Source organism: Streptomyces griseoaurantiacus (assembly GCF_036189845.1).
GTDB classification, from domain to species: Bacteria; Actinomycetota; Actinomycetes; order Streptomycetales; family Streptomycetaceae; genus Streptomyces; species Streptomyces griseoaurantiacus.
In genome coordinates this window covers 2484175-2506174 of the sequence record NZ_CP108326.1, presented here as the reverse complement: position 1 = coordinate 2506174, position 22000 = coordinate 2484175, and the positions used below count along the sequence as shown (strand labels likewise).

Annotated in this window: 16 protein-coding genes; 10 read left to right on the top strand and 6 right to left on the bottom strand. The window is 72.9% G+C overall.

Annotated elements, in window-relative coordinates; genetic code table 11:
- Positions 1-134: 134 nt before the first annotated feature.
- Both recD2 and OHB09_RS11095 read left to right on the top strand, forming a co-directional pair.
- Positions 135-2408 (top strand): SF1B family DNA helicase RecD2, encoded by a 2274-nt coding sequence (gene recD2, locus OHB09_RS11100; RefSeq protein ID WP_328921912.1) that lies wholly within the window; start codon positions 135-137, stop codon positions 2406-2408.
- A gap of 262 nt (positions 2409-2670) precedes the next feature.
- A complete protein-coding gene (locus OHB09_RS11095) occupies positions 2671-3960 on the top strand; it encodes a citrate synthase (RefSeq protein WP_040895435.1) in 1290 nt (429 codons plus the stop codon).
- A 730-nt stretch (positions 3961-4690) separates the two neighbouring features.
- Here OHB09_RS11095 and OHB09_RS11090 read toward each other — a convergent pair.
- The 3 genes from OHB09_RS11090 to OHB09_RS11080 form a co-directional block, all read right to left on the bottom strand.
- Positions 4691-7054: a heavy metal translocating P-type ATPase gene (locus OHB09_RS11090; protein ID WP_319351097.1), complete on the bottom strand. Its 2364-nt coding sequence runs from the start codon at positions 7052-7054 to the stop codon at positions 4691-4693.
- Between the two features lie 20 nt (positions 7055-7074).
- The gene (locus OHB09_RS11085) at positions 7075-7314 is read right to left on the bottom strand and encodes a heavy-metal-associated domain-containing protein (RefSeq protein WP_006140561.1); all 240 of its coding nucleotides are present in this window, start codon (positions 7312-7314) and stop codon (positions 7075-7077) included.
- Positions 7315-7464: 150 nt separating this feature from the next.
- Entirely contained in the window at positions 7465-7665 is a 201-nt protein-coding gene (locus tag OHB09_RS11080; protein ID WP_040895516.1) for a helix-turn-helix transcriptional regulator, read from the bottom strand.
- A 500-nt stretch (positions 7666-8165) separates the two neighbouring features.
- Between OHB09_RS11080 and iolB the strand changes: the two genes are divergently transcribed.
- The 4 genes from iolB (at position 8166) to OHB09_RS11060 (ending at position 14810) form a co-directional block, all read left to right on the top strand.
- The gene (gene iolB / locus OHB09_RS11075) at positions 8166-9002 is read left to right on the top strand and encodes a 5-deoxy-glucuronate isomerase (RefSeq protein WP_319117195.1); all 837 of its coding nucleotides are present in this window, start codon (positions 8166-8168) and stop codon (positions 9000-9002) included.
- A gap of 168 nt (positions 9003-9170) precedes the next feature.
- Complete coding sequence (locus tag OHB09_RS11070; protein ID WP_328921911.1) at positions 9171-11864, top strand: alpha/beta fold hydrolase; 2694 nt, start codon at positions 9171-9173, stop codon at positions 11862-11864.
- Positions 11861-12748 carry an ABC transporter permease gene (locus OHB09_RS11065; protein WP_006140557.1) on the top strand — a complete coding sequence of 296 codons (888 nt, stop codon included), beginning with the start codon at positions 11861-11863 and terminating at the stop codon, positions 12746-12748. The genes OHB09_RS11070 and OHB09_RS11065 overlap by 4 nt, the downstream gene beginning before the upstream one ends.
- Before the next feature lie 130 nt (positions 12749-12878).
- Positions 12879-14810: an AMP-dependent synthetase/ligase gene (locus OHB09_RS11060; protein ID WP_328921910.1), complete on the top strand. Its 1932-nt coding sequence runs from the start codon at positions 12879-12881 to the stop codon at positions 14808-14810.
- Positions 14811-14877: 67 nt separating this feature from the next.
- Here the strand turns inward: OHB09_RS11060 and OHB09_RS11055 are convergent, their stop codons facing one another.
- Positions 14878-15273 carry a rodlin gene (locus OHB09_RS11055; RefSeq protein WP_006140555.1) on the bottom strand — a complete coding sequence of 132 codons (396 nt, stop codon included), beginning with the start codon at positions 15271-15273 and terminating at the stop codon, positions 14878-14880.
- Positions 15274-15523: 250 nt separating this feature from the next.
- Here OHB09_RS11055 and OHB09_RS11050 point away from each other — a divergent pair, with 250 nt between their 5' ends.
- From OHB09_RS11050 to OHB09_RS11040, 3 genes are all read left to right on the top strand, one after another.
- On the top strand, positions 15524-15973 hold the full coding sequence (locus OHB09_RS11050) for a rodlin (RefSeq protein ID WP_006140554.1): 450 nt from the start codon (positions 15524-15526) through the stop codon (positions 15971-15973).
- 290 nt (positions 15974-16263) lie between these two features.
- Complete coding sequence (locus OHB09_RS11045; protein WP_006140553.1) at positions 16264-16521, top strand: chaplin; 258 nt, start codon at positions 16264-16266, stop codon at positions 16519-16521.
- A 107-nt stretch (positions 16522-16628) separates the two neighbouring features.
- Positions 16629-17180, top strand: a complete 552-nt coding sequence (locus OHB09_RS11040) for a chaplin (protein ID WP_040895432.1) — start codon at positions 16629-16631, stop codon at positions 17178-17180.
- A 284-nt stretch (positions 17181-17464) separates the two neighbouring features.
- Here the strand turns inward: OHB09_RS11040 and OHB09_RS11035 are convergent, their stop codons facing one another.
- Positions 17465-18790, bottom strand: coding sequence for an NAD(P)-binding domain-containing protein (locus OHB09_RS11035; RefSeq protein WP_191853249.1), 1326 nt, complete (start codon positions 18788-18790; stop codon positions 17465-17467).
- The gene (locus OHB09_RS11030) at positions 18790-20286 is read right to left on the bottom strand and encodes a carboxylate--amine ligase (protein WP_328921909.1); all 1497 of its coding nucleotides are present in this window, start codon (positions 20284-20286) and stop codon (positions 18790-18792) included. Before OHB09_RS11030 ends, OHB09_RS11035 begins: the two co-directional genes overlap by 1 nt.
- 360 nt (positions 20287-20646) lie before the next feature.
- On the opposite strand from OHB09_RS11030, the gene OHB09_RS11025 reads away from it, so the two are divergent.
- Positions 20647-21990 carry a glycoside hydrolase family 26 protein gene (locus OHB09_RS11025; protein ID WP_328921908.1) on the top strand — a complete coding sequence of 448 codons (1344 nt, stop codon included), beginning with the start codon at positions 20647-20649 and terminating at the stop codon, positions 21988-21990.
- Positions 21991-22000: the final 10 nt, after the last annotated feature.

The window sequence follows — 22000 nt, the reverse complement described above, 5'->3', positions numbered from 1 at the left end:
AACCTCCCCCGACCCGCGGGCAGTCGGACGTCCCGGGCGGGGGCCGGGGCGTCCCGCCGTTCCCCCGGCAAAGTCCCGGCCGTCTTCACCGTCCCTCCGGCCGTCCTGTCACACCCCACCGGTACCGTCGGATCATGTCCTCGCAGCCCCCCGCGGCCCCCGGTGAGCGGCGGCTCGCCGTCCTCGAAGGCGTCCTGGAGCGGATCACGTACGCCAACGAGGAGAACGGCTACACGGTCGCCCGCGTCGACACCGGCAGAGGCGCCGGCGACCTGCTGACCGTCGTCGGCGCGCTGCTCGGTGCCCAGGTGGGGGAGTCCCTGCGGATGGAGGGGCGCTGGGGCTCGCACCCGCAGTACGGCAAGCAGTTCCTCGTGGAGAACTACACGACCGTCCTGCCCGCCACCGTCCAGGGCATCCGGCGCTATCTGGGTTCCGGACTGGTCAAGGGCATCGGACCGGTCTTCGCCGACCGGATCACCCAGCACTTCGGCATCGACACCCTGACGATCATCGAGGAGGAGCCCAAGCGGCTCATCGAGGTGCCGGGGCTCGGCCCCAAGCGGACGAAAAAGATCGCCGACGCCTGGGAGGAGCAGAAGGCGATCAAGGAGGTCATGCTCTTCCTGCAGACCGTGGAGGTGTCCACCTCCATCGCCGTGCGCATCTACAAGAAGTACGGCGACGCCTCCATCTCCGTGGTGAAGAACCAGCCCTACCGGCTCGCCGCCGACGTGTGGGGCATCGGCTTCCTCACCGCCGACAAGATCGCCCAGTCCGTCGGCATCCCGCACGACAGCCCGGAGCGGGTGAAGGCCGGACTGCAGTACGCCCTCTCGCAGGCCACCGACCAGGGGCACTGCTACCTCCCCGAGGAACGGCTGATCGCCGACGCGGTGAAGCTGCTCCAGGTGGACACCGGACTCGTCATCGAGTGCCTCGGCGAACTGGCCGCCGAGCCGGAGGACCCGGACGGCGACCCCGGCGTCGTCCGCGAGAAGGTCCCGGGACCCGACGGCCAAGACGCCACCGCCGTCTACCTCGTGCCGTTCCACCGCGCCGAACTCTCCCTCGCCGGGCAGACCCTGCGGCTGATGCGCGCCGAGGAGGACCGGATGCCCGGCTTCGCGGACGTCGCCTGGGACAAGGCGCTCGGCTGGCTGAGAGCGCGCACGGGGGTCGAACTCGCGCCCGAGCAGGAGGCCGCCGTCAAGCTCGCGCTGACGCGGAAGGTCGCCGTGCTCACCGGCGGACCCGGCTGCGGCAAGTCCTTCACCGTCCGCTCGATCGTGGAGCTGGCGCGCGCCAAGAAGGCGAAGGTCGTGCTCGCCGCGCCCACCGGACGGGCCGCCAAGCGGCTCGCCGAGCTGACCGGCGCCGAGGCGTCCACCGTGCACCGGCTGCTGGAGCTCAAGCCCGGCGGTGACGCGGCCTACGACCGGGAGCGCCCGCTCGACGCCGACCTGGTCGTCGTCGACGAGGCGTCGATGCTGGACCTGCTGCTCGCCAACAAGCTGGTCAAGGCCGTGCCCCCGGGCGCCCACCTGCTCTTCGTCGGGGACGTCGACCAGCTTCCCAGCGTGGGCGCCGGGGAGGTGCTCAGGGACCTGCTGGCCGAGGGCGGCCCGGTCCCCGCCGTGCGGCTCACCCGGGTCTTCCGCCAGGCCCAGCAGTCCGGCGTCGTCACCAACGCGCACCGCATCAACGCCGGACAGCACCCCGTCACGGACGGCATGAAGGACTTCTTCCTCTTCGTCGAGGACGACACCGAGGAGACCGGGCGGCTCACCGTCGACGTCGCCGCCCGCCGCATCCCGGCGAAGTTCGGCCTCGACCCCCGGCGGGACGTGCAGGTGCTCGCGCCCATGCACCGGGGCCCGGCCGGCGCGGGCACGCTCAACGGGCTGCTCCAGCAGGCCGTCACCCCGGGGCGCCCCGACGTGCCCGAGAAGCGGTTCGGCGGCCGGGTGTTCCGCGTCGGCGACAAGGTCACCCAGATCCGCAACAACTACGACAAGGGCGAGAACGGCGTCTTCAACGGCACCGTCGGCGTGGTCACCTCCCTCGACCCGGTCGAGCAGCGTCTGACGGTGCTCACCGACGAGGACGAGGAGGTGCCCTACGACTTCGACGAGCTGGACGAGCTGGCGCACGCCTACGCCGTGACCATCCACCGCTCCCAGGGCAGCGAGTACCCGGCGGTCGTCATCCCGGTGACCACCGGCGCCTGGATGATGCTCCAGCGCAACCTGCTCTACACGGCGGTCACCCGGGCCAAGCGGCTCGTCGTCCTCGTCGGCTCCCGCAAGGCGATCGGCCAGGCGGTGCGCACGGTCTCGGCGGGCCGCCGGTGCACCGCGCTGGACTTCCGCCTCGCCGGTTCCCGCCTCCCGGGTGGCACGGGGTGACGCGGCCCTGAGACGGCCTAGGGACGTCACGGAGGCCCTCCGGGCACATCGTCCTCACAAATGATCGATCAAATGAGTCACGAAGGTCACAGAGCACTTCCGCAACCGAAGCGAAGGGGGCAGGATGAGCAGGTTGGCGGCACTCAGTGCCGTCGATGAGCCCAACGGCCGACCCCGAGTGCACGCTTCTGCGCCGAATGGGGGATGGTAGAGACAGTCAGGGCACCTCGAAGATGAGGCACTACGTCGGGTGAGGGAAGACGTGAGCGACAACTCTGTAGTACTGCGGTTCGGCGACGGCGAATACACCTACCCGGTGGTCGACAGCACCGTCGGCGACAAGGGCTTCGACATCGGCAAGCTCCGCGCCCAGACCGGGCTGGTGACCCTGGACAGCGGTTACGGCAACACCGCCGCCTACAAATCCGCCGTCACCTATCTCGACGGCGAGCAGGGCATCCTCCGGTACCGCGGCTACCCGATCGAGCAGCTCGCCGAGCGGTCGACCTTCCTGGAGGTCGCCTACCTGCTCATCAACGGTGAGCTGCCTACCGTGGACGAGCTCTCCACGTTCAAGAACGAGATCACCCAGCACACGCTGCTGCACGAGGACGTCAAGAACTTCTACAAGGGCTTCCCGCGCGACGCCCACCCGATGGCCATGCTGTCCTCGGTGGTCTCCGCGCTGTCCACGTTCTACCAGGACAGCCACAACCCCTTCGACGAGAAGCAGCGCGACCTCTCCACGATCCGCCTGCTCGCCAAGCTTCCGACGATCGCGGCCTACGCGTACAAGAAGTCGATCGGTCACCCGTTCGTCTACCCGCGCAACGATCTCGGCTACGTCGAGAACTTCCTGCGCATGACGTTCTCCGTGCCGGCCCAGGAGTACGACCTCGACCCGGTCGTCGTCTCCGCGCTGGACAAGCTGCTCATCCTGCACGCGGACCACGAGCAGAACTGCTCCACCTCCACCGTGCGTCTGGTCGGCTCCTCGCAGGCGAACATGTTCGCCTCGATCTCCGCCGGCATCTCCGCCCTGTGGGGCCCGCTGCACGGCGGCGCCAACCAGTCCGTCCTGGAGATGCTCACGGGCATCCAGGAGTCCGGCGGCGACGTCGACACCTTCATCCGCAAGGTGAAGAACAAGGAGGACGGCGTCCGCCTGATGGGCTTCGGCCACCGGGTCTACAAGAACTTCGACCCGCGCGCCAAGATCATCAAGGCCGCCGCGCACGACGTGCTCTCCGCGCTCGGCAAGTCCGACGAGCTGCTGGACATCGCGCTCAAGCTGGAGGAGCACGCGCTCTCCGACGACTACTTCACCGAGCGCAAGCTGTACCCGAACGTCGACTTCTACACCGGTCTCATCTACCGGGCGATGGGCTTCCCGACCGAGATGTTCACGGTCCTGTTCGCCCTCGGCCGGCTCCCGGGCTGGATCGCCCAGTGGACCGAGATGATCAAGGAGCCCGGCTCCCGCATCGGCCGCCCGCGCCAGATCTACACGGGCGTCGTCGAGCGCGACTTCGTTCCGGTCGAGGAGCGCTGATCTCCGGTTCCCCGCGCCCTCGTACGGGGGCGCGGGGAACCGCGCGCGGCCTTTCGCGCGCACGCGGACAAGACAGAAGGCGCCCTGGTGCACCGGTCCCCCCACGGGCCGGCGACCAGGGCGCCTTCCCGTGTCCCGGTACGGATTCCCCCCACGGGATCCGGCCGGGCGCCTTGAGGACAGCGCCTGAATCGCTGTGAGCACAACGAGCAGAACCCGCCGTGCCACTGTGTCCGCGGCTCGCGCCGCGTGTTGTTCATCGCCTGCCGGGACGCGCACGCGCGGGAGGGCCGCTCAAAGCTCCCCGGTGTACGTGCCCCGGCAACGCTTCCTCCGGCCCTCGACCGGCCACGGGCCCGTCTCGAGCAGAAGGCACCTCTTTCCGGGAACGTCCCCCAAGACATCCCCAGATGTCAGTCGCGCCCCCCAAGACGCTTCTGACATCGCCAACTTAGACCCACGAACCCCTTCGATGGTTACATCCGCATCACTGTGATCTGCGTCTCTTGCATATCCCCCGAAGGTGCGCAAGTGCCTCGATATGGCGATCGAGGCCCAGCGTAAGGAAGATGCGCGAGCCTTGTGAAGAGCTTATGTGAGGCGCGCTCCGGACTCTAGGGGGTCTCTTACCCCGTCATCAGAAGAATGCTCATCGTAATAATCACTGAGTGCGGGGTGAGGTCCGAGGTCACGGGCGTGGCGGCGGTGGCGCGGGGCCGAGGGCCCCGGCTCAGGAGAAGGAGCGCAGCCGGAGGCTGTTGGTCACCACGAACACCGAGGAGAAGGCCATCGCCGCCCCCGCGATCATCGGGTTCAGCAGCCCGGCCGCCGCCAGCGGCAGCGCCGCCACGTTGTAGCCGAAGGCCCAGACCAGGTTGCCCTTGATCGTGGCGAGCGTCCGCCGGGACAGCCGGATGGCGTCCGCCGCCGCCCGCAGATCGCCGCGGACCAGGGTGAGGTCGCCGGCCTCGATCGCGGCGTCCGTGCCGGTGCCCATGGCCAGCCCCAGATCGGCGGTGGCCAGCGCCGCCGCGTCGTTGACGCCGTCACCGACCATGGCGACCGTGCGGCCCTCCGCCCGCAGCCGCCGGACCTCGGCGACCTTGTCCTCGGGGAGCACCTCGGCGATCACCTCGTCGATGCCGACGGTCCGTGCCACGGCCTCGGCCACGGCCCGGTTGTCCCCGGTGAGCAGCACCGGGGTCAGGCCCAGCGCGCGCAGCCGCCGGACGGCCTCGGCGCTGGTCTCCTTGACCGCGTCGGCCACCGCCAGCACACCCGCCGGCCTGCCGTCGAGGGCGACCACCACGGCCGTGCGGCCCTCGGCCTCCGCCGCCGCGCGCGCTCGTGCCAGGTCCTCCGGCAGCGCGGCCGCCGGCTCGGCGAGACGGCCCACCGCCACCTCGCGGCCCGCCACCCGGCCGCGCACCCCGCGCCCGGGAACGTTCTCGAAGTGCTCGACCGGCGGCAGGGCGCCCTCGTCCTCCCGCGCGCCGGCGGCGTGCGCCGTGCGGAGGCGTTCCCGGGCGCCCGCGGCGATCGCGCGCGCCACCGGATGCTCCGACGCGTCCTCCAGGGCGCCCGCGAGCCGCAGCAGCTCCCGCTCGTCCGTTCCCCCGCCCGTTGCTCCGGGCGTTCCTCCGGACACGTACACGTCCTGGAGGGTCATCCGTCCGGTGGTCACGGTGCCGGTCTTGTCCAGGACGACGGTGTCCACGCGGCGGGTGGACTCCAGCACCTCGGGGCCCTTGATCAGGATGCCGAGCTGGGCGCCCCGGCCGGTGCCCACCATCAGCGCGGTCGGCGTGGCCAGGCCCAGCGCGCAGGGGCAGGCGATGATCAGCACGGCGACGGCCGCGGTGAACGCGGCCACCGTGTCGCCGGTGACGCCGAGCCAGACGCCGAAGGTGCCGGCCGCGAGCAGCAGCACCACGGGCACGAACACCGCGGAGACCCGGTCGGCCAGCCGCTGGACCTCGGCCTTGCCGTTCTGCGCCTCCTCCACCAGCCGCGCCATCCGCGCGAGCTGGGTGTCCGCGCCGACCCGGGTGGCCTCGACCACGAGCCGCCCCCCGGCGTTCACGGTGGCACCGGTGACCGAGTCGCCCACCGTCACGTCCACAGGCACCGACTCGCCGGTCAGCAGGGCGGCGTCGACGGCGGAGGAGCCCTCCACCACGGTCCCGTCGGTGGCGATCTTCTCGCCCGGCCGTACGAGGAACCGGTCGCCGACGCCGAGCGCGTCCACCGGTATCCGCACCTCACGGCCGTCCCGCAGCACGGCCACGTCCTTGGCGCCGAGTTCGAGCAGGGCGCGCAGGGCGGCGCCGGCCCGCCGCTTGGAACGGGCCTCCAGATAACGGCCGAGCAGGATGAGGGTGATCACCCCGGCGGCGACCTCCAGGTAGATCGTCGACGCCCCGTCCGTGCGGGAGACCGTCCACTCGAAGCCGTGCCGCATGCCGGGCATCCCGGCGTCGCCCCAGAACAGCGCCCACAGCGACCAGCCGAAGGCGGCGAGCGTGCCCAGGGAGACCAGGGTGTCCATGGTGGCCGCGCCGTGCCTGACGTTGGTGTAGGCGGCCCGGTGGAAGGGCAGTCCGCCCCAGACGACGACGGGCGCGGCGAGCGTCAGCGAGAGCCACTGCCAATTGTCGAACTGCAGCGCGGGAACCATGGCGAGCAGGACGACGGGCAGGGAGAGCAGCGCGGAGGTGAGCAGCCGCTGCCGCAGGGAGCCGAGCGCGTCGCCGGGGCCGTCCGGTCCCGTCCTTGCGCCGGGTTCCGGGGCCGCCCCGGGGCGGGGCAGCGGCTCCGGTGGCGGCGGGAGCTTCTCCTCAGCCGTGTACCCCGTCTTCACCACCGTCGCGATCAGGTCGTCGACGGCGACCTCGGGCGGGTACGCCACCTTGGCCTTCTCGGTCGCGTAGTTGACCGTGGCGGTGACGCCCTCCATGCGGTTGAGCTTCTTCTCGACGCGGGCCGCGCAGGAGGCGCAGGTCATCCCGCCGATGAGCAGCTCGACCTCGGCGCGGGACGCCTCGTCCGGCGCCGGGGTGCCCGTGGCGGGTCCGGTGGTCGTGGTGCTGGTCATGGGGTACCGGCTTCCGTCGTTCAGAGGGTGCCGACGAGCTCGAATCCGGCCTCGTCCACCGCGGCGCGGACGGCGGCCTCCTCGAGCGGGGCGGCGGAGACGACGGTGACCTCGCCGGTGGAGGCGACGGCCTTGACCGAGCTGACCCCGTCCAGTTCCGAGATCTCGCTGCCGACGGCACCTTCGCAGTGCCCGCAGCTCATGCCGCTCACCTTGTAGACGGTGGTGACGCCGTCACGGGTGTCGCCGGTGGAAGTCATGGGGTGCTCCTCGTCGCTGTACTCGGTACGTATGGGGTCTACGGTACGCAGAATATACCCCTAGGGGGTATGAAGCCAAGCTCCCGCCGCACCGGTACGGGCCGACCGGTACCCCGGGCGGTTCCCGAGGTACTGGTCGGCCCGCGTGCCCTACTGGTTCCGCCGCCCCCGGTTGCCCGGGCGGGCCGCGACCCACGCGCGGACGGTCTCCGCGTACCAGTACGGCTTCCCGCCCTCCACATGGTCGGGCGGTGGCAGCAACCCGTGCTTGCGGTAGGAACGCACGGTGTCCGGCTGCACCTTGATGTGCGCGGCGATCTCCTTGTACGACCAGAGGCGGTTCTCGGTCATCGGTGCACCTCCCCGCGAGCGCCCGGCGGCGGCCCGGACGGGCCGGCGGGGGAGCCGGGCGCTGCGCTCGGCGATCACTAGGGCCTGTCTGCCAATTCCCGTCTGCCGGGCGACGCCATGCACGCACTCTCGTCGCGCCGGCCCCTGCCCCACGTACAACCAGTACGAGGGGCAGGAGCCGGCACGCCGACAGCACGCACCTGACGCCGCCCGGCCCGCCCTCCGGGCGGACGACGGGAATTGGCAGACAGGCCCCAGCCTGTGCGGGGTGAACGACACAGGGTGACGACGGGCAAGGCGCTGTCACCGTGCTGGGACGAACGGATCGCGCCCCGGTGACGGACGTGACGGAATCGACGCATTCGGCCCGCGCGGTCCCCCGTGGCCCGACACGTCGTCCGAATGTCCGGACAAAGGATTGACAGGGCTCCCGCGCCACGGCTAGACCTGTGTGCAGCCGGGGGCGAGGGGGCCGCCGGGGCGAACCGCTGCGAGGACCCATGAGCCGCACGACGAGCGACGCCGGCCACGCCGGCCGACTGCACCTCCCGCACGGCAGCACCGCCCACGGCCCCTACGCCCTGGACATCGACCCGGGGCGGGCCGGCTGGACGTACAGCGCGCTGCGCGTCCTCGAACTGCCGCCCGGCGGCACGCACACCTTCGACTCCGGCGAGACCGAGTGGCTCGTCGTCCCCCTGAACGGCGGCTGCACGGTCACCGCCGGGGACGAGGCCTTCGCCCTGGCGGGACGCGTGGACGTGTTCGCCTCCGCCACCGACTTCGCGTACGTCCCCCGCGACACCCACACCCAGATCGCCTCCGGCGCGGGAGGCCGCTTCGCCCTGGCAGGAGCGAAGTGCGAGCGCCGACTCCCCGCCCGCTACGGCCCCGCGCCGGAGGTACCCGTCGAGGACCGGGGCAGCGGCGACTGCGCCCGCCACGTCCGCAACTTCGCCTCCGCCGAGGCCTTCGCCTGCGACCGGCTCATCGCGGTGGAGGTTCTCACCCCTGGCGGCAACTGGTCCTCCTACCCGCCGCACAAGCACGACGAGGACCGGCCGGGCGAGGAGACGCGGCTCGAGGAGATCTACTACTTCGAGATCGCCGGCCCGAACGGCTTCGGCTACCAGCGCGTCTCACCCTCGCGGGAGGGCGGCGCCGACCTGCTGGCCGAGGTCCGCACGGGCGACACCGTGCTCGTCCCGGACGGCTGGCACGGCCCGTCCGTCGCCCAGCCGGGCCACGACATGTACTACCTCAACGTCATGGCGGGCCCGGGCGCGCGCGAGTGGCGCATCAGCTTCCACCCCGACCACGCACAGGGCTACCACTGACCCCGGCCGGAACCCGGCCCGGCGCCGCCGGTTCCGCCGCCGGGCCCCGCGCGGCCCTCCGCGTACCGCGCCCGTGGTAGGCCGCCGGGTCCGTGTACGTCCGTGGGAGGTCGCCGGATCCACCTCCGGGACCGCTCCGGTGCCGGTGGCTGCCCGTACCGTTGTGCCATGGATCTTCGACTGCCCCGCGTCCGAGGGCTGCTGCGGGGACCGCGGCGGGTGCTCGCCACCGCGGCCGCCGTCCTCGTGCTCGCCGGTGCGGGGACATGGACGGCCCTCGCCTCCGAGGAGGCACCGGCCGTCCACGTGAGCGACCGGGCGCTGCCCATGGGCGGCGGAGTCCGCCTCGACACCTCCTACTTCACCGCCGGTTCCGGCGGCCGCCGCCCCGCCGTCCTGCTGGCGCACGGCTTCGGCGGCAGCAAGGAGGACGTGCGCGGCCAGGCCGAGGACCTCGCCCGCGAGGGCTACGCCGTGCTCACCTGGTCCGCCCGCGGCTTCGGCCGGTCCACCGGCAGGATCGGCCTCAACGACCCCGAGGGCGAGGTCGCGGACGTCTCCCGCCTCCTCGACTGGCTCGCCGCACGCCCCGAGGTGCGGCTCGACAAGGCGGGCGACCCCCGCGTCGGCATGGCCGGCGGCTCCTACGGCGGCGCGGTCTCCCTGCTCGCCGCCGGGCACGACGACCGGGTCGACGCCCTCGCCCCGTCCATCACCTACTGGAACCTCTCCGACGCCCTCTTCCCGAACGGCGTCTTCAAGAAGCTGTGGACGAGCCTGTTCCTCAACTCCGGCGGCGGCTGCGCCCGGTTCGAGCCCGCCCTGTGCCGGATGTACCAGCGCGTCGCCGAGTCCGGGAAGCCCGACGCCGAGGCCCGCGCCCTGCTCACCGCGCGTTCTCCCGAGGCCGTCGGCGCGCGCGTCAAGGTCCCCACCCTGCTGACCCAGGGGCAGACGGACTCCCTCTTCCCGCTCGGCCAGGCCGACGCCGCGGCGAAGGCGATCAAGGCCAACGGCGCCCCCGTCGACGTCGACTGGATCAGCGGCGGCCACGACGGCGGGAACATGGAGACCTCCCGTGTCGAGGGCCGCGTCAGGTCCTGGTTCGACCGCTACCTCAAGGGCGACGAGAGCGCCGACACCGGCCCGGCCTTCCGCGTCACCCGTACCGGCGGCATCGACTCCACCGACGGCGAGACCCTGCTGCGCGGGGCGAGCGCGGAGCGGTACCCGGGCCTGTTGAGCGGACGGCGCACGATCCCCCTCGCCGGTGACACCCAGCGCTTCGTCAACCCGGCCGGGGCCAGCCCGCCCGCCCTCTCCGCCCTGCCCGGCCTCGGCGACTCCGGCGGACTGTCCCAGCTCTCCTCGCTCGGCGTGGGCCTCTCCCTCGACTTCCCCGGCCAGTTCGCCTCCTTCGAGTCCGCGCCGCTCACCCGCGACACGCAGGTCACCGGCTCGCCCACCGCGACCGTGCACGTGCGCTCCACCAGCGAGGACGCCGTCCTGTTCGCCAAGGTGTACGACGTCGGCCCCGGCGACTCCCGGCCGGGACTGCCCGCCCAGCTCGTCACCCCGGTACGGGTCGAGGGCGCCCGCGAGGGCAAGGACGTCACGCTCACCCTGCCCGCGGTCGACCACGAGTGGCGCAAGGGCCACCGGATGCGGCTGGTGCTGTCCTCCACCGACCTCGCCTACGCCTCCCCGACCCGCCCCGCCACGTACACCGCCTCCCTGGAGGGCGCACTGACCGTGCCCACCGCCCCCGGGGTGTCGACCGCGAGCGCCCCGCTGCCCTCCTGGGTGTGGTGGCTGCCGCTCGCCGGGGCCGCACTCGCGGCGGCGCTGCTGCTCACCGCCCGCCGCCGCACCTCCGCCCCGGCACCCGACCCGGCGCTCGCCGAGGTGCCGCTGGAGATCACCGGCCTGAGCAAGCGGTACGCCAAGTCGGCCGACCTCCCCCAAGCTCTCAACTCCGTTCGAGCAGGGGGGACCCCCTTCGCCGTCAAGGACGTCTCCTTCCGGGTCGAGAAGGGCCAGGTGCTCGGCCTGCTCGGACCCAACGGCGCCGGCAAGACCACCACCCTGCGCATGCTGATGGGCCTGATCACCCCCGACGAGGGCGAGATCCGCGTCTTCGGCCACGCCGTGCGGCCCGGCGCGTCCGTGCTGTCCCGGGTGGGCGCCTTCGTCGAGGGCGCCGGCTTCCTGCCCCACCTGACCGGCCGGGACAACCTGCGGCTGTACTGGCGGGCCACCGGCCGCCCGCCCGAGGACGCACACCTGGAGGAGGCGCTGGAGATCGCCGGGCTGAGCGAGGAGGCGCTGGCCCGCGCGGTCCGCACCTACTCGCAGGGCATGCGCCAGCGCCTGGCCATCGCCCAGGCCATGCTCGGCCTGCCGGACCTGCTCATCCTCGACGAGCCCACCAACGGCCTCGACCCGCCGCAGATCCGCGAGATGCGCGAGGTGATGATCCGGTACGCGGCCGCCGGCCGCACGGTGATCGTCTCCAGCCATCTGCTGGCCGAGGTCGAGCAGTCCTGCACGCACCTGGTCGTCATGGACCGCGGCCGGCTGGTCCAGGCGGGCCCGGTCGGTGAGATCACCGGCGCCGGGGACACCCTCCTCGTGGGCACGCAGACGCCCGTCGGCGAGCCCCTCGCGGAGAAGGTCGCCGCCCTGCCCGGGATCGCCTCGGCCGAGGCCGTCGAGGGCGGGCTGCTGGTCCGGCTCGACGCGGACGGCAGCGCGCCCCACCTGGTCGCCGAACTCGTCCGCCTGGAGGTCCCGGTGGCGTCGGTGGGTCCCCACCGACGCCTGGAGGACGCCTTCCTGACCCTGATCGGAGGCTCGGCATGAGCAGCCTCGCCGACACCGCCCCGCCCGGCCGCCCGTCCCCGCCCCCCGAGGTCGCCGACGGGTACCGGGCCGGGCGCGCGCTGCCGCTGCGGGTCGAGCTGGTCCGTCAGCTCAAGCGGCGCCGCACGCTCGTCATGGGCGCGGTCCTCGCACTGCTGCCCTTCGTGCTGGCGATCGCCTTCGCCGTCGGGGACCCCGGCGCGGGGGGCGACCGGATCACCCTGATGGACACGGCGACGGCGTCCGGCGCCAACTTCGCCGCGGTCAACCTGTTCGTCTCCGCCGGGTTCCTGCTGGTCGTCCCGGTCGCCCTGTTCTGTGGGGACACCGTCGCCTCCGAGGCGAGCTGGTCCTCCCTGCGGTACCTGCTGGCGGCGCCCGTGCCCCGGGCCCGGCTGCTGTGGTCCAAGCTCGCCGTCGCGCTGGCGCTGAGCCTGGCCGCGATGGTGCTGCTGCCGCTGATCGCCCTCGCGGTCGGTTCGGTCGCCTACGGCTGGGGGCCGCTGCACATCCCCACCGGGGGCACCCTGTCCTCCGGCACGGCGGCCGAGCGGCTGGTGATCGTGGTGGCCTACGTCTTCGCCTCCCAACTGGTCACCGCCGGGCTCGCGTTCTGGCTGTCCACGAAGACCGACGCGCCGCTCGGCGCGGTCGGCGGCGCCGTGGGCCTGACGATCGTGGGCAATGTGCTGGACGCGGTCACCGCGCTCGGCGACTGGCGCGACTTCCTGCCCGCGCACTGGCAGTTCGCCTGGGTCGACGCCGTCCAGCCCCGGCCCGAGTGGTCCGGGATGGTGCAGGGCACCGCCGTGTCGCTCGCCTACGCGCTCGTCCTGTTCGCGGCGGCGTTCCGGGGCTTCACGCGGAAGGACATCGTGTCCTAGGAGAGTGCGTTCGCGGAGGGTCCTCGCGGTACCGCCCATTGCTTTCTTACGCGCGAGTAAGTTTACTTCGCGGTAAGTAACGCAGCACAGCACCCGAGCACACCCGACAGCCGCGACCGGGAGCCGTTCCATGGGCGTACGCAGGGATCTCCGACGGGCCGGCCGCCGTGCCGACCTCGCCGCGCGCGGCGCGACCGAGGTGGTGCGCGACGCGCGCGGCACGGTCCGCGAGGCGCACACCGCCCCCCTCGCGCCACCGCTCACCACCGGCAGCATCGCCGACCTGCCCTTCACCAACGCGACCGAGGCTCCCGACGCCGTCGTCCTGCGCCGGCCGCACGGCGAGGACTGGCGGCCCGTCACCGCCCGGGACTTCGCCCGCGAGGTCACCACCACCGCCAAGGGCCTGATGGCGGCGGGACTCGAACCCGGCGGCCGGGTGGTCGTGATGTCCCGCACCCGCTACGAGTGGACCGTCCTGGACTTCGCGATCTGGTCGGCCGGCGGCTGCCCCGTCCCCGTCTACCCCACCTCCTCCGCCGAGCAGGTCGAGTGGATCGTCCGCGACTCCGGGGCCCGCCTCGCCGTCGTGGAGACCGGGGAGAACGCCGCCACCCTCGCCGAGGGCACCGCCGGGCACACCCATCCGCCGCGCGTCTGGCGCCTGGACGCCCCCGGGCACGAGAACGCCCTCACCCAACTCGCCGCGCTCGGCCGGGAGATACCCGACGCCCGGGTCGCCGAACGCCGCGCCGCGCTCGGCCCCGACACCGTGGCCACCCTCTGCTACACCTCCGGCACCACCGGCCGCCCCAAGGGCTGCGTGCTCACCCACGCCAATCTGCACGCCGAGGCCGCGGGCACCGTCGAACTGCTGCACCCCGTCTTCAAGGCCGTCAGCGGACAGACCGCCGCCACCCTGCTCTTCCTCCCGCTCGCCCACATACTCGGCCGCACCATCCAGATCGCCTGCCAGCTCGCCCGCATCGAACTCGGCCACTTCCCGAGCATCCGCCCCGAGGAACTGCGGCCCGCGCTGCGCCGGTTCCGGCCCACCTTCCTCGTCGGGGTGCCCTACCTGTTCGAGAAGATCCACGACACCGGACGGGCCACCGCCGAGAAGATCGGCCGCGGCGCCTCCTTCGACCGCGCCCACCGGATCGCGGTCCGCTTCGCCGAGGCCCACCTCGCCCGCTTCCTCGGCACCGGCAAGGGCCCGGGACCCGGGCTGTACGCGGCCTGGGCGCTGTACGACCTGCTCGTCTACCGCAGGGTGCGCAAGGAACTCGGCGGCCGGCTGCGCTACGCCATCAGCGGCGGCTCTCCGCTCGACCGCGAGCTGAACCTGTTCTTCTACACCGCCGGAATCGTCGTCTACGAGGGCTACGGGCTGACCGAGACCACCGCCGCGGCCACCGTCGTCCCGCCCCTGCGGCCCCGCCCCGGCACCGTCGGCACCCCCGTCCCCGGCACCTCGGTCCGCATCGCCGACGACGGCGAAATCCTCGTCCGGGGCGGCATCGTCTTCGGCTCCTATTGGAAGGACCCGGAGGCGAGCGCCGCCGCGCTGAGCGAGGGCTGGTTCGCCACCGGCGACCTCGGCGCCCTGGACGACGAGGGCTATCTGACCATCACGGGGCGCAAGAAGGACATCCTCGTCACCCAGGGCGGCAAGAACGTCTCGCCCGCCGTACTGGAGGACCGGCTGCGCAGCCGACCGCCGGTCGGCCAGTGCATGGTCGTCGGCGACAACCGCCGCTACGTCGCCGCGCTGATCACCCTGGAGCCCGAGGCGGTCGCCCACTGGCTCGCCGTTCGCGGACTGCCCGCCGACACCCCCCTGTCCGACGTGCTCGCCGACCCGCGCATGCGGGAGTACGTGCAGAAGGCGGTGGACCACGCCAACGCGGCCGTCTCCCGCGCCGAGTCCATCCGCCGGTTCACGCTGGTGGAGGGCGAGTTCACGGAGGACAACGGGCTGCTCACCCCCTCCCTGAAGATCAGGCGGCACGCGGTGGCGGCGGCGTACGCGAAGGAGATCGAGGCCCTGTACGGGAGCTGAGCGCACACGCGGGAGGCGGGGCGCCGGATGAGTCCGGCGCCCCGCCTCCCGTCGTGCGTGACCGCGCTCAGTCGTCCTCGGAGTTGGCCGACAGGATCGACACGTCCTCCAGCAGGTGCGCCAGCGCGCCGTCCCGCTTGACCTGCGTGGAGTTCTCGGTGCACTGCTGGCTGAGGTCGTCGCCCAGCACGTTGAGGTCCTGCACCGGAACGAGGTTGACGATCGGCAGGTTGACGTCCTGCAGACCGACACACGGCTTGTTGAAGGAGCCCTGGATCAGCGCCATCTGCGGGCTCATGTTCCCGTACGTGGCCGAGTTGCCGTACATCTGCATCGCGTTGTTGCCGTTGAGGGAGGTCGGACCGCCGTCGTCGCCGATGGCCATCGCCTGCGGGGCCGTGGCAGCGCCGACGCCCACGACGGAGGCGGCGATCGCCGCAGCGGCAAGAGCCTTCTTGATCATTGGGTCAGTCCTTTCAGTGGAAAACCCCGTGCACCGGGGCCCCCTGGTCAACTGTGCGGCAGCGGAGTGGTTTCTCCCGTTCACCCCTACGGCCTATACCGAAGAAATGACCGCCGTCCGCGGAAAGCGCACCGGCCAGGCATTTCTTCGGCATGCGCGCGGCCAACCGGGTGAAGCCCCGCAACCAATCATCCGGGACCGGGTTGATGAGGCCGTAGGACATGCGTCGCTACGAGGAAAGGAACGCGAAGTGCTCAAGAAGGCAATGGTCGCCGCGGCGGCCGCCGTTTCCGTCATCGGTATGTCGGCGGCAGCCGCTCCCCAGGCGCTTGCCATCGGTGACGACTCCGGGCCGAACTCGGCCAACGGCAACGGTGCCGTGTCGTCGTTCGGCAACTCGGCGACCAAGGGCGACATGAGCCCGCAGCTGTCCCTGATCGAGGGAACGCTGAACAAGCCGTGCGTCGGCCTGGACGACCTCAACGTCCCGATCGTCAACCTGGTCCCGGTCCAGGACATCAACGTCCTCGGTGACGAGATGGACCAGCAGTGCGCCGACAACTCCACCCAGGCCAAGCGCGACGGTGCGCTGTCGCACATCCTGGAGGACCTCTCGGTCCTGTCGGCCAACGGCGAGACCCAGGGCGTGGCGCACGACGCGGCCGGCGAGGGCAAGAACGGCGGCCACGAGGACGACTGATCCGTCGGCGGCGGGCCTCTCCAGTGGTCCGCGCGGCCGGAATGGAAGGAGCCGCGGCGCCGCCTCACCGTCGTACGGCAGGATTTTCGGATGAATTCCTGACCGGCCCGGCGAAGGCTTCGCTGCTCCTTCCGGGGTACCGCGCCGACCAGGCGTGGAGCATTCGGGCGTAATGCCGGCCGACTCACGTTCCGCGGTTCCCTCCGGGGTCTATTCCTCATTTAGAGCTTGCAGGTCGTGCTGCGAGTCGTTCACGTCGTGCTCGCTCGGTTTCGACCGGCACAGGGGGCATGACCGCGAAGAAGGGAAAGTACGTGAAGCACAAGAAGAGCGCTGCTGCCGTTGCGGGCGTCGTCATGGCCCTCGGTATGGCCGCTCCGGCGGTCGCCGACGCCGGCGCCTCGGGTGTCGCGGCGAACTCCCCGGGTGTTCTCTCCGGCAATGTCATCCAGGTTCCGGTGCACGTTCCGATCAACGTGTGCGGCAACTCCATCAATGTCATTGGCCTGCTGAACCCCGCGGCCGGCAACGCCTGCGTCAACGACTGAGTCGACGACGTAGCAGCCGTACGGCTGCTCGTGGCCGGCCCTGGACTGTCCCGTACAGCTCCAGGGCCGGCCTTTCCCATCTCTACCAGCAGGAAGACAAGCTGAAATTGCGACAGACCCTGAGCAGGGGAATGGCCGCGGCGGCGGCCGCGACGGGCATTCTGTCCCTGTGCGCCGCTCCCGCCCTCGCCGACTCGACCGCTGACGGCGTGTCCGCGAACTCGCCCGGTGTCGCCTCGGGCAACACCGTGCAGGCCCCGGTGAACGTCCCGGTCAACGTGTGCGGCAACACCGTGGACGTGGTGGCCGCGCTGAACCCGGCCTTCGGCAACTCGTGCGCCAACGAGGGGCACGCGCGGGCGGACGTGCCGCCCGCCCCGCCGGAGAAGCACATCCCGCCGAAGAAGCACCACCCGTCCAAGCCGCCGGCGCACGAGGAGGAGCCCCCGGGTTACGGCGACGTGCCGCCGGAGCCCGAGCCGGAGCACAGCACCCCGGCCACGCCCCCGGTGATCTCGCACACCGAGCGCCCGCACGCCGAGCCCCCGGCACTCGCCGAGACCGGTGCCGGTGGCCTCGTGGCCGCCTCCCTGGTGAGCGCGGGCCTGCTGACCGGCGGCATGGTCCTCTACCGCAGGGGCCGCACGGCCGGCCGCTGACCGCGGCCCACCACCGCGCGCACCCTGTGGACCTGGGGCGGCATGACAACACCGCGCCGGCGAGCCCCGTGCCGGACCCGTGCGAGGGCGCCCGCGGTCCGGCCGGGGTCCGTGCGGTTCGTGCGGTTCATTCACAGGAGCCCGGCCGTTCCCCCGACGGGCGGGCGGGCTCCGCGCGGTGTCCCCGCAAGGTCCACCGGGGGCGCGGGACCGGCGCCCGCGCCCCCGTCAGCGCCCCCTCGCCAGCCCTCCGGGCCGCGTCCGGCGCCGTACCCGCGGCGGTCTCAGCCGCCGGTGCCCGTGCCGCTCGTCGGCGCCGGGGGCGTCGAGTCCTCGGACACCCCGGAAGAGGGAGCGGCCGGCGGCGGCACCGTCGCCGCGAGCCGGGCGTACGGCGCCCTCGGCCGCGGGGCCGGGCCGCGCAGCCGGTGCCGTACGCCCCGCACCAGCGTGCGCGCGGTGTAGTCGGCGCCCTGCACGAACCGCATGGCGGGGCCGAAGGCGGGTGCCGTGATCAGGCCCGCGAGGAACAGCCCCGGCACCGCCGACTCGAACAGCGGGCCCACCCCCGCGGCCTCCGCCGCGCCGGACGTCAGCCGGGCCCGTGTCCCCTCGTCGAGCAGGTCCAGGCGATCCGCCGCCGCCGTGAACCCCGTGGCGGCGATGACGTGCCCGGTGCGCAGGACGCCCGGCACGCCGGACCGGGTCACCGTGTCCAGGTGCACCGCCCCCGCCACCTCCCGGGCCCGCACGATCTCCTGGTCGAGCCGCAGCTCCACCGCCCTCTCCACCCGCTCGCGCACCCACCACGCGCCCGCGGGCCCCAGCGCGGTCGCGGCGACCCGCGCGCGTACGCCCGTGGGCAGCCGCCGGTACAGCCCCGGCCGTTCGGCATAGAACCAGTTGCGCCAGCCGGCCCCGAGACCGCTGTGCGGCGAGCGCGCCGCCCGCCACCACGGCCGCTCCAGCGGCGGCGGCACGTCGTTCCAGCACAGCCGGTCCGCGCGCGCCAGCACCCGGACCCGGGTGCCCTGCTCGGCGAGGAGCGCCGCCGTCTCCAGGGCCGCCTGCCCGCCGCCCACCACCGTCACGTCCCGGTCCAGGAACCGGCTCAGCTCGGCGTGGTGGCTGCTGTGCGTGACGTACTCGGGGTCCATGCCCCGCAGCGCCTCGGGGAACCGCACGAAGGGCAGGACGCCGACGGCCAGCGCGACCGTACGGGCGTACAGCACCTCCCCGTCCGCGAGCACCGCCTCGAAGCCGCCGGGGCGGGCGCGCAGCCGGGTCACCGGGCGTTCGTCGACCTCGCAGGGCAGGGCGTTGCGGGCGAACCACAGCCCGTACGAGGCGAACGTCCCGACCGGGATCGGCTCCCCGTGCCGCGCGTCCACGCCCTGCCCGGCGCAGTACCGGTCGAGTCGCCAGCGCCCCTCCGGGTCGGAGAGGTTGGAGGCCCACGGCTCCGACTTCAGGAACATCCCGGACGGCATGTGGTCGCGCCAGGAGGCCATCGGGCGGCCCTGCACGCGCAGGGAGAGCCCGGCGGCCGCGGCATGGGCCGCGATGGACAGGCCGTAGGGGCCGGAGCCCACCACCAGCAGGTCGTACATCAGCAACTGCTCGCTTTCTCGTCGTGGTCGTTCGGGGAAGCAGGGGCGGTGGGGGAGACGGGGGCCGTGGGGGCGGGGAAGCAGGGGCGCGTCGGCGCGGGCGCCGTGGGCGCCGGGGGCACGGACAGGGACACGGGCGCGGGCACGGCGGGCACGGGGCCGGGGCCGTCCGGTGCGGGGCCGGCCGGGGCCGGGTCCGCCGGTTCCGCCGGGCTCCCGGGGCGGGGCATCGCGGCCGGGGTGCCGCGGGTGCCGCGCCGGGCCGCCCGCGCGGCCGATGCCCGGCCCCGGCGGACGGCGGCGCGGGCGCGGGCCATCGCACGGGGCGCGAGGCGCTCCGCCACGCGCCCACCCACATGGCGGGACCACAGTGCCCACATCGCGAGACCGGGCCCCGGGTCGTCGGCCGCGTGCCAGGCCAGCTCGCGGCCCTGCGGCGGGCGCCGCAGCGCGGTCAGCGGGGCGTAGTTCTCCACGACGAAGCCCCTCCCGGGGCGGGGCGCGGGCGCGGGCAGCGCACGGTCCGTCAGGTCCAGGTGCAGCGCGCGGACGACGTCCAGCCCGGAGGCGTCCGTGAACAACCGGAACTGCGCCCCGGGGCGGGGATTGAAGTCGAGCAGGTGGTAGGCGCCCGTGCGGGCCTCACGGCGGAAGTCCAGGTCGAGGATGCCCCGGTAGCCCAGGGCACCGACCAGCCGCTCCGCCAGCGCCGTCACCGGCGGGTTGACCGTCCACTCCCCGGCCGCGGTCAGCCCCGCCCCGCGCGGCCAGGAGCGGTGCTTGCGCCCGGGGCCGCCCGCGCGCAGCGTGCCCTGCCGGTCGGCGTAGCCGTGGAAGAACCAGTCGCGGTCGGGCCCCGGCGGCAGGAACGCCTGGAGCAGCAGCCTGCTGCCCGCCTCCGCCGCGCGCGCGTACAGCTCCCGCGCCTCCCGCGCCGAGCGCAGCACCACCGTGCTCCGCAGCCCGGACCCGGGCGGCAGCAGCCAGGGACGGCTCCACTTGGCCACCACCGGGAGCCCCAGCCGCTCCGCCCCGGCGACCGCCTCGGCGGCGCTGTCGGGGACGAGGGTGAGCGGGTGCGGCACGCCCACCCGGGCGCACAGTCCGGCCAGTTCGGCCTTGTCCGCGACCTCTTCGGCGAGCGCCCCGGACCCCGGGGGCAGCAGGAAGGCGGGGGCGAGCCGTTCCCGTAGCCGGCTCACCGCGATCGCCCCCGCGTCGTCCATCGCGATCAGCACGGCGGGCCGGCCGATCCGCGCGGCGACCCGGTGCAGCACGGCGGCGACGTCGGCGGGACGGGCGCCGGGCGCCGGCGGCGGATGCAGCCGGCCGAGGAACCGGGAGCCGCGCACCGGACTGGCGGCGCAGTCGGCGACCAGGTGCACCTCCACTCCCGCCCGGCCGAGCGAGCGCACCGCGCCCAGCGTTCCGTGGTGGAAGGGATTCCGGTCGATCCGCAGCAGAACTGCGGGGACCCGGATGTCGAGCAGCGGCACGGTGACTTTCCTTCGGATTCGTCGGCTCGAGCACGGGCAGGAGCGGGGACATCGGCGCCCGCGTCGGTGCCGGCGTCGGTGGAATTCCTCGGCGGTACGTCCGACGCGATCTTTCGGCGCCTCTCCCGGTGCTTCTCCCGGTCGTTGCCCCGGTCGTTCTCTCAACGTGTCGCGCGGACTTCTTTCGGGCCGGTTCACCCGTGCGAGCGACAACGCCACCCGAAGGCCGGAACCACAGTTGGTGAGACGGGTATTCATATGACTGAGTGTCAGTAAGCGAAATCCGCCGAATGGACACCGGCGGGGCGCGGCCGGCCTTCGGGCCGGGGCGGGAACGACGCATCGGAAACAGGAGCGTGCATGGGCGTACGACGACAGGGACGGGCGTGCACGGGCGGACAGCGGCGAGGGCCCCGCCTCCGGAGGCCGGTGCTGCTCGGGGTGGCGGTGGCCGCGTCGGTCACCCTCGCCGCGGTGCCCTGCCACGCCGTGGACACGACCGACCCGCCGCCCCAGGCGGCCGCCACTCCGCCGTCGGCCGCCGCCGGCGTACCCGCCCCCGTCGCGGCGCCGGCGCCCGTGCCGCCCGCCGCCGGCCCCTCGCTCGGCGCACCGGGCCCCGGCACGCCGACCGCCGGTACGCCGACCCCCGGAAGCGGCGAGGCCACACCCACCGGCACACCCGCCTCCTGGCCCGCCTTCGGCGCCTACCTCGACTACGGGGCCCTCGGCGTCGCCCGCATCGACGAGCTCAGCAAGTGGCTCGGCGGCACCGAGCTGCGCGTCGGTCACACGTACCTGCCCGGCGACCGGTGGGCCAACATCGAGGGCCCGGAAGGCTTCCTCGACGTGTGGGCGCGCTGGCGGCGGCAGAGGGACGACCGGATGCTCGTCCTCAACGTGCCGATGATGGAGCGCAACGAGGCGCACGTCCCCGACGAGGAGGTGCGCGCGCTGCTGCGCCGGGGCGCGGCCGGCGAGTTCGACCGGCACTTCAAGGCGCTCGCCGAACGCCTGGTCGCGCTGAAAGTGCCGGACACCGTGATCGTGCTCGGCTGGGAAATGAACGGCACCACGTACACCCATCGCTGCGGGCCCGACCCGGAGAACTGGAAGAAGTACTGGAACAGAATCGTGTCGACCATGCGCGCGGTGCCGGGGCAGGAATTCCGGTTCGATTTCGCGCCGAGCCGGGGCCGTGACGCCGTGCCCTGGACACAGTGCTATCCCGGGGACGACACGGTCGACATCCTCGGCATGGACGCCTACGACCAGCCGCGCGGCCTCTCATTCGAGGAACAGGTGAAGGAGCCGTACGGACTGCAGGCGCACGTCGATTTCGCGAAGGCGCACCACAAGCCGGTGTCGTATCCGGAATGGGGGCTGTTCCGCAACGGCGACAATCCGGAGTACATGCGGGGCATGCTGGACTGGATGGCCCGGCACGAGCCGGTGTACAACACGCTGACCGACTACTGCCCGCACGGCGTGTGGACCTGCGAGAAGAATCCCAAGGCGGCCGAGGTCTACCGCTCGCTGCTCTCGCACCTGCCGCACGTCACGCCGGCACCCGCACCCACCCCGGTCCCTCCGGCCCCCACGCACCCGGCGGGCTGTTCCCCGCTCAACCTCGGGGACTGGGTGGAGTACTGGCTCGGCGGCAAACTCTGCGTGAAGTTCGACTGGTGGTCGCGCAGCCGCTGAGCGGAGGGCG

Excerpts from the sequence above, each read along its gene's own strand:
- OHB09_RS11090 (WP_319351097.1), bottom strand. The coding sequence starts at position 7,054 with ATGACCAGCACCACGACCACCGGACCCGCCACGGGCACCCCGGCGCCG.
- recD2 (WP_328921912.1), top strand. The coding sequence starts at position 135 with ATGTCCTCGCAGCCCCCCGCGGCCCCCGGTGAGCGGCGGCTCGCCGTC.
- OHB09_RS11070 (WP_328921911.1), top strand. The coding sequence starts at position 9,171 with ATGGATCTTCGACTGCCCCGCGTCCGAGGGCTGCTGCGGGGACCGCGG.
- OHB09_RS11045 (WP_006140553.1), top strand. The coding sequence starts at position 16,264 with ATGACCGCGAAGAAGGGAAAGTACGTGAAGCACAAGAAGAGCGCTGCT.
- OHB09_RS11065 (WP_006140557.1), top strand. The coding sequence starts at position 11,861 with ATGAGCAGCCTCGCCGACACCGCCCCGCCCGGCCGCCCGTCCCCGCCC.
- OHB09_RS11035 (WP_191853249.1), bottom strand. The coding sequence starts at position 18,790 with ATGTACGACCTGCTGGTGGTGGGCTCCGGCCCCTACGGCCTGTCCATC.
- OHB09_RS11080 (WP_040895516.1), bottom strand. The coding sequence starts at position 7,665 with ATGACCGAGAACCGCCTCTGGTCGTACAAGGAGATCGCCGCGCACATC.
- OHB09_RS11085 (WP_006140561.1), bottom strand. The coding sequence starts at position 7,314 with ATGACTTCCACCGGCGACACCCGTGACGGCGTCACCACCGTCTACAAG.
- OHB09_RS11060 (WP_328921910.1), top strand. The coding sequence starts at position 12,879 with ATGGGCGTACGCAGGGATCTCCGACGGGCCGGCCGCCGTGCCGACCTC.
- OHB09_RS11025 (WP_328921908.1), top strand. The coding sequence starts at position 20,647 with ATGGGCGTACGACGACAGGGACGGGCGTGCACGGGCGGACAGCGGCGA.
- OHB09_RS11055 (WP_006140555.1), bottom strand. The coding sequence starts at position 15,273 with ATGATCAAGAAGGCTCTTGCCGCTGCGGCGATCGCCGCCTCCGTCGTG.
- iolB (WP_319117195.1), top strand. The coding sequence starts at position 8,166 with ATGAGCCGCACGACGAGCGACGCCGGCCACGCCGGCCGACTGCACCTC.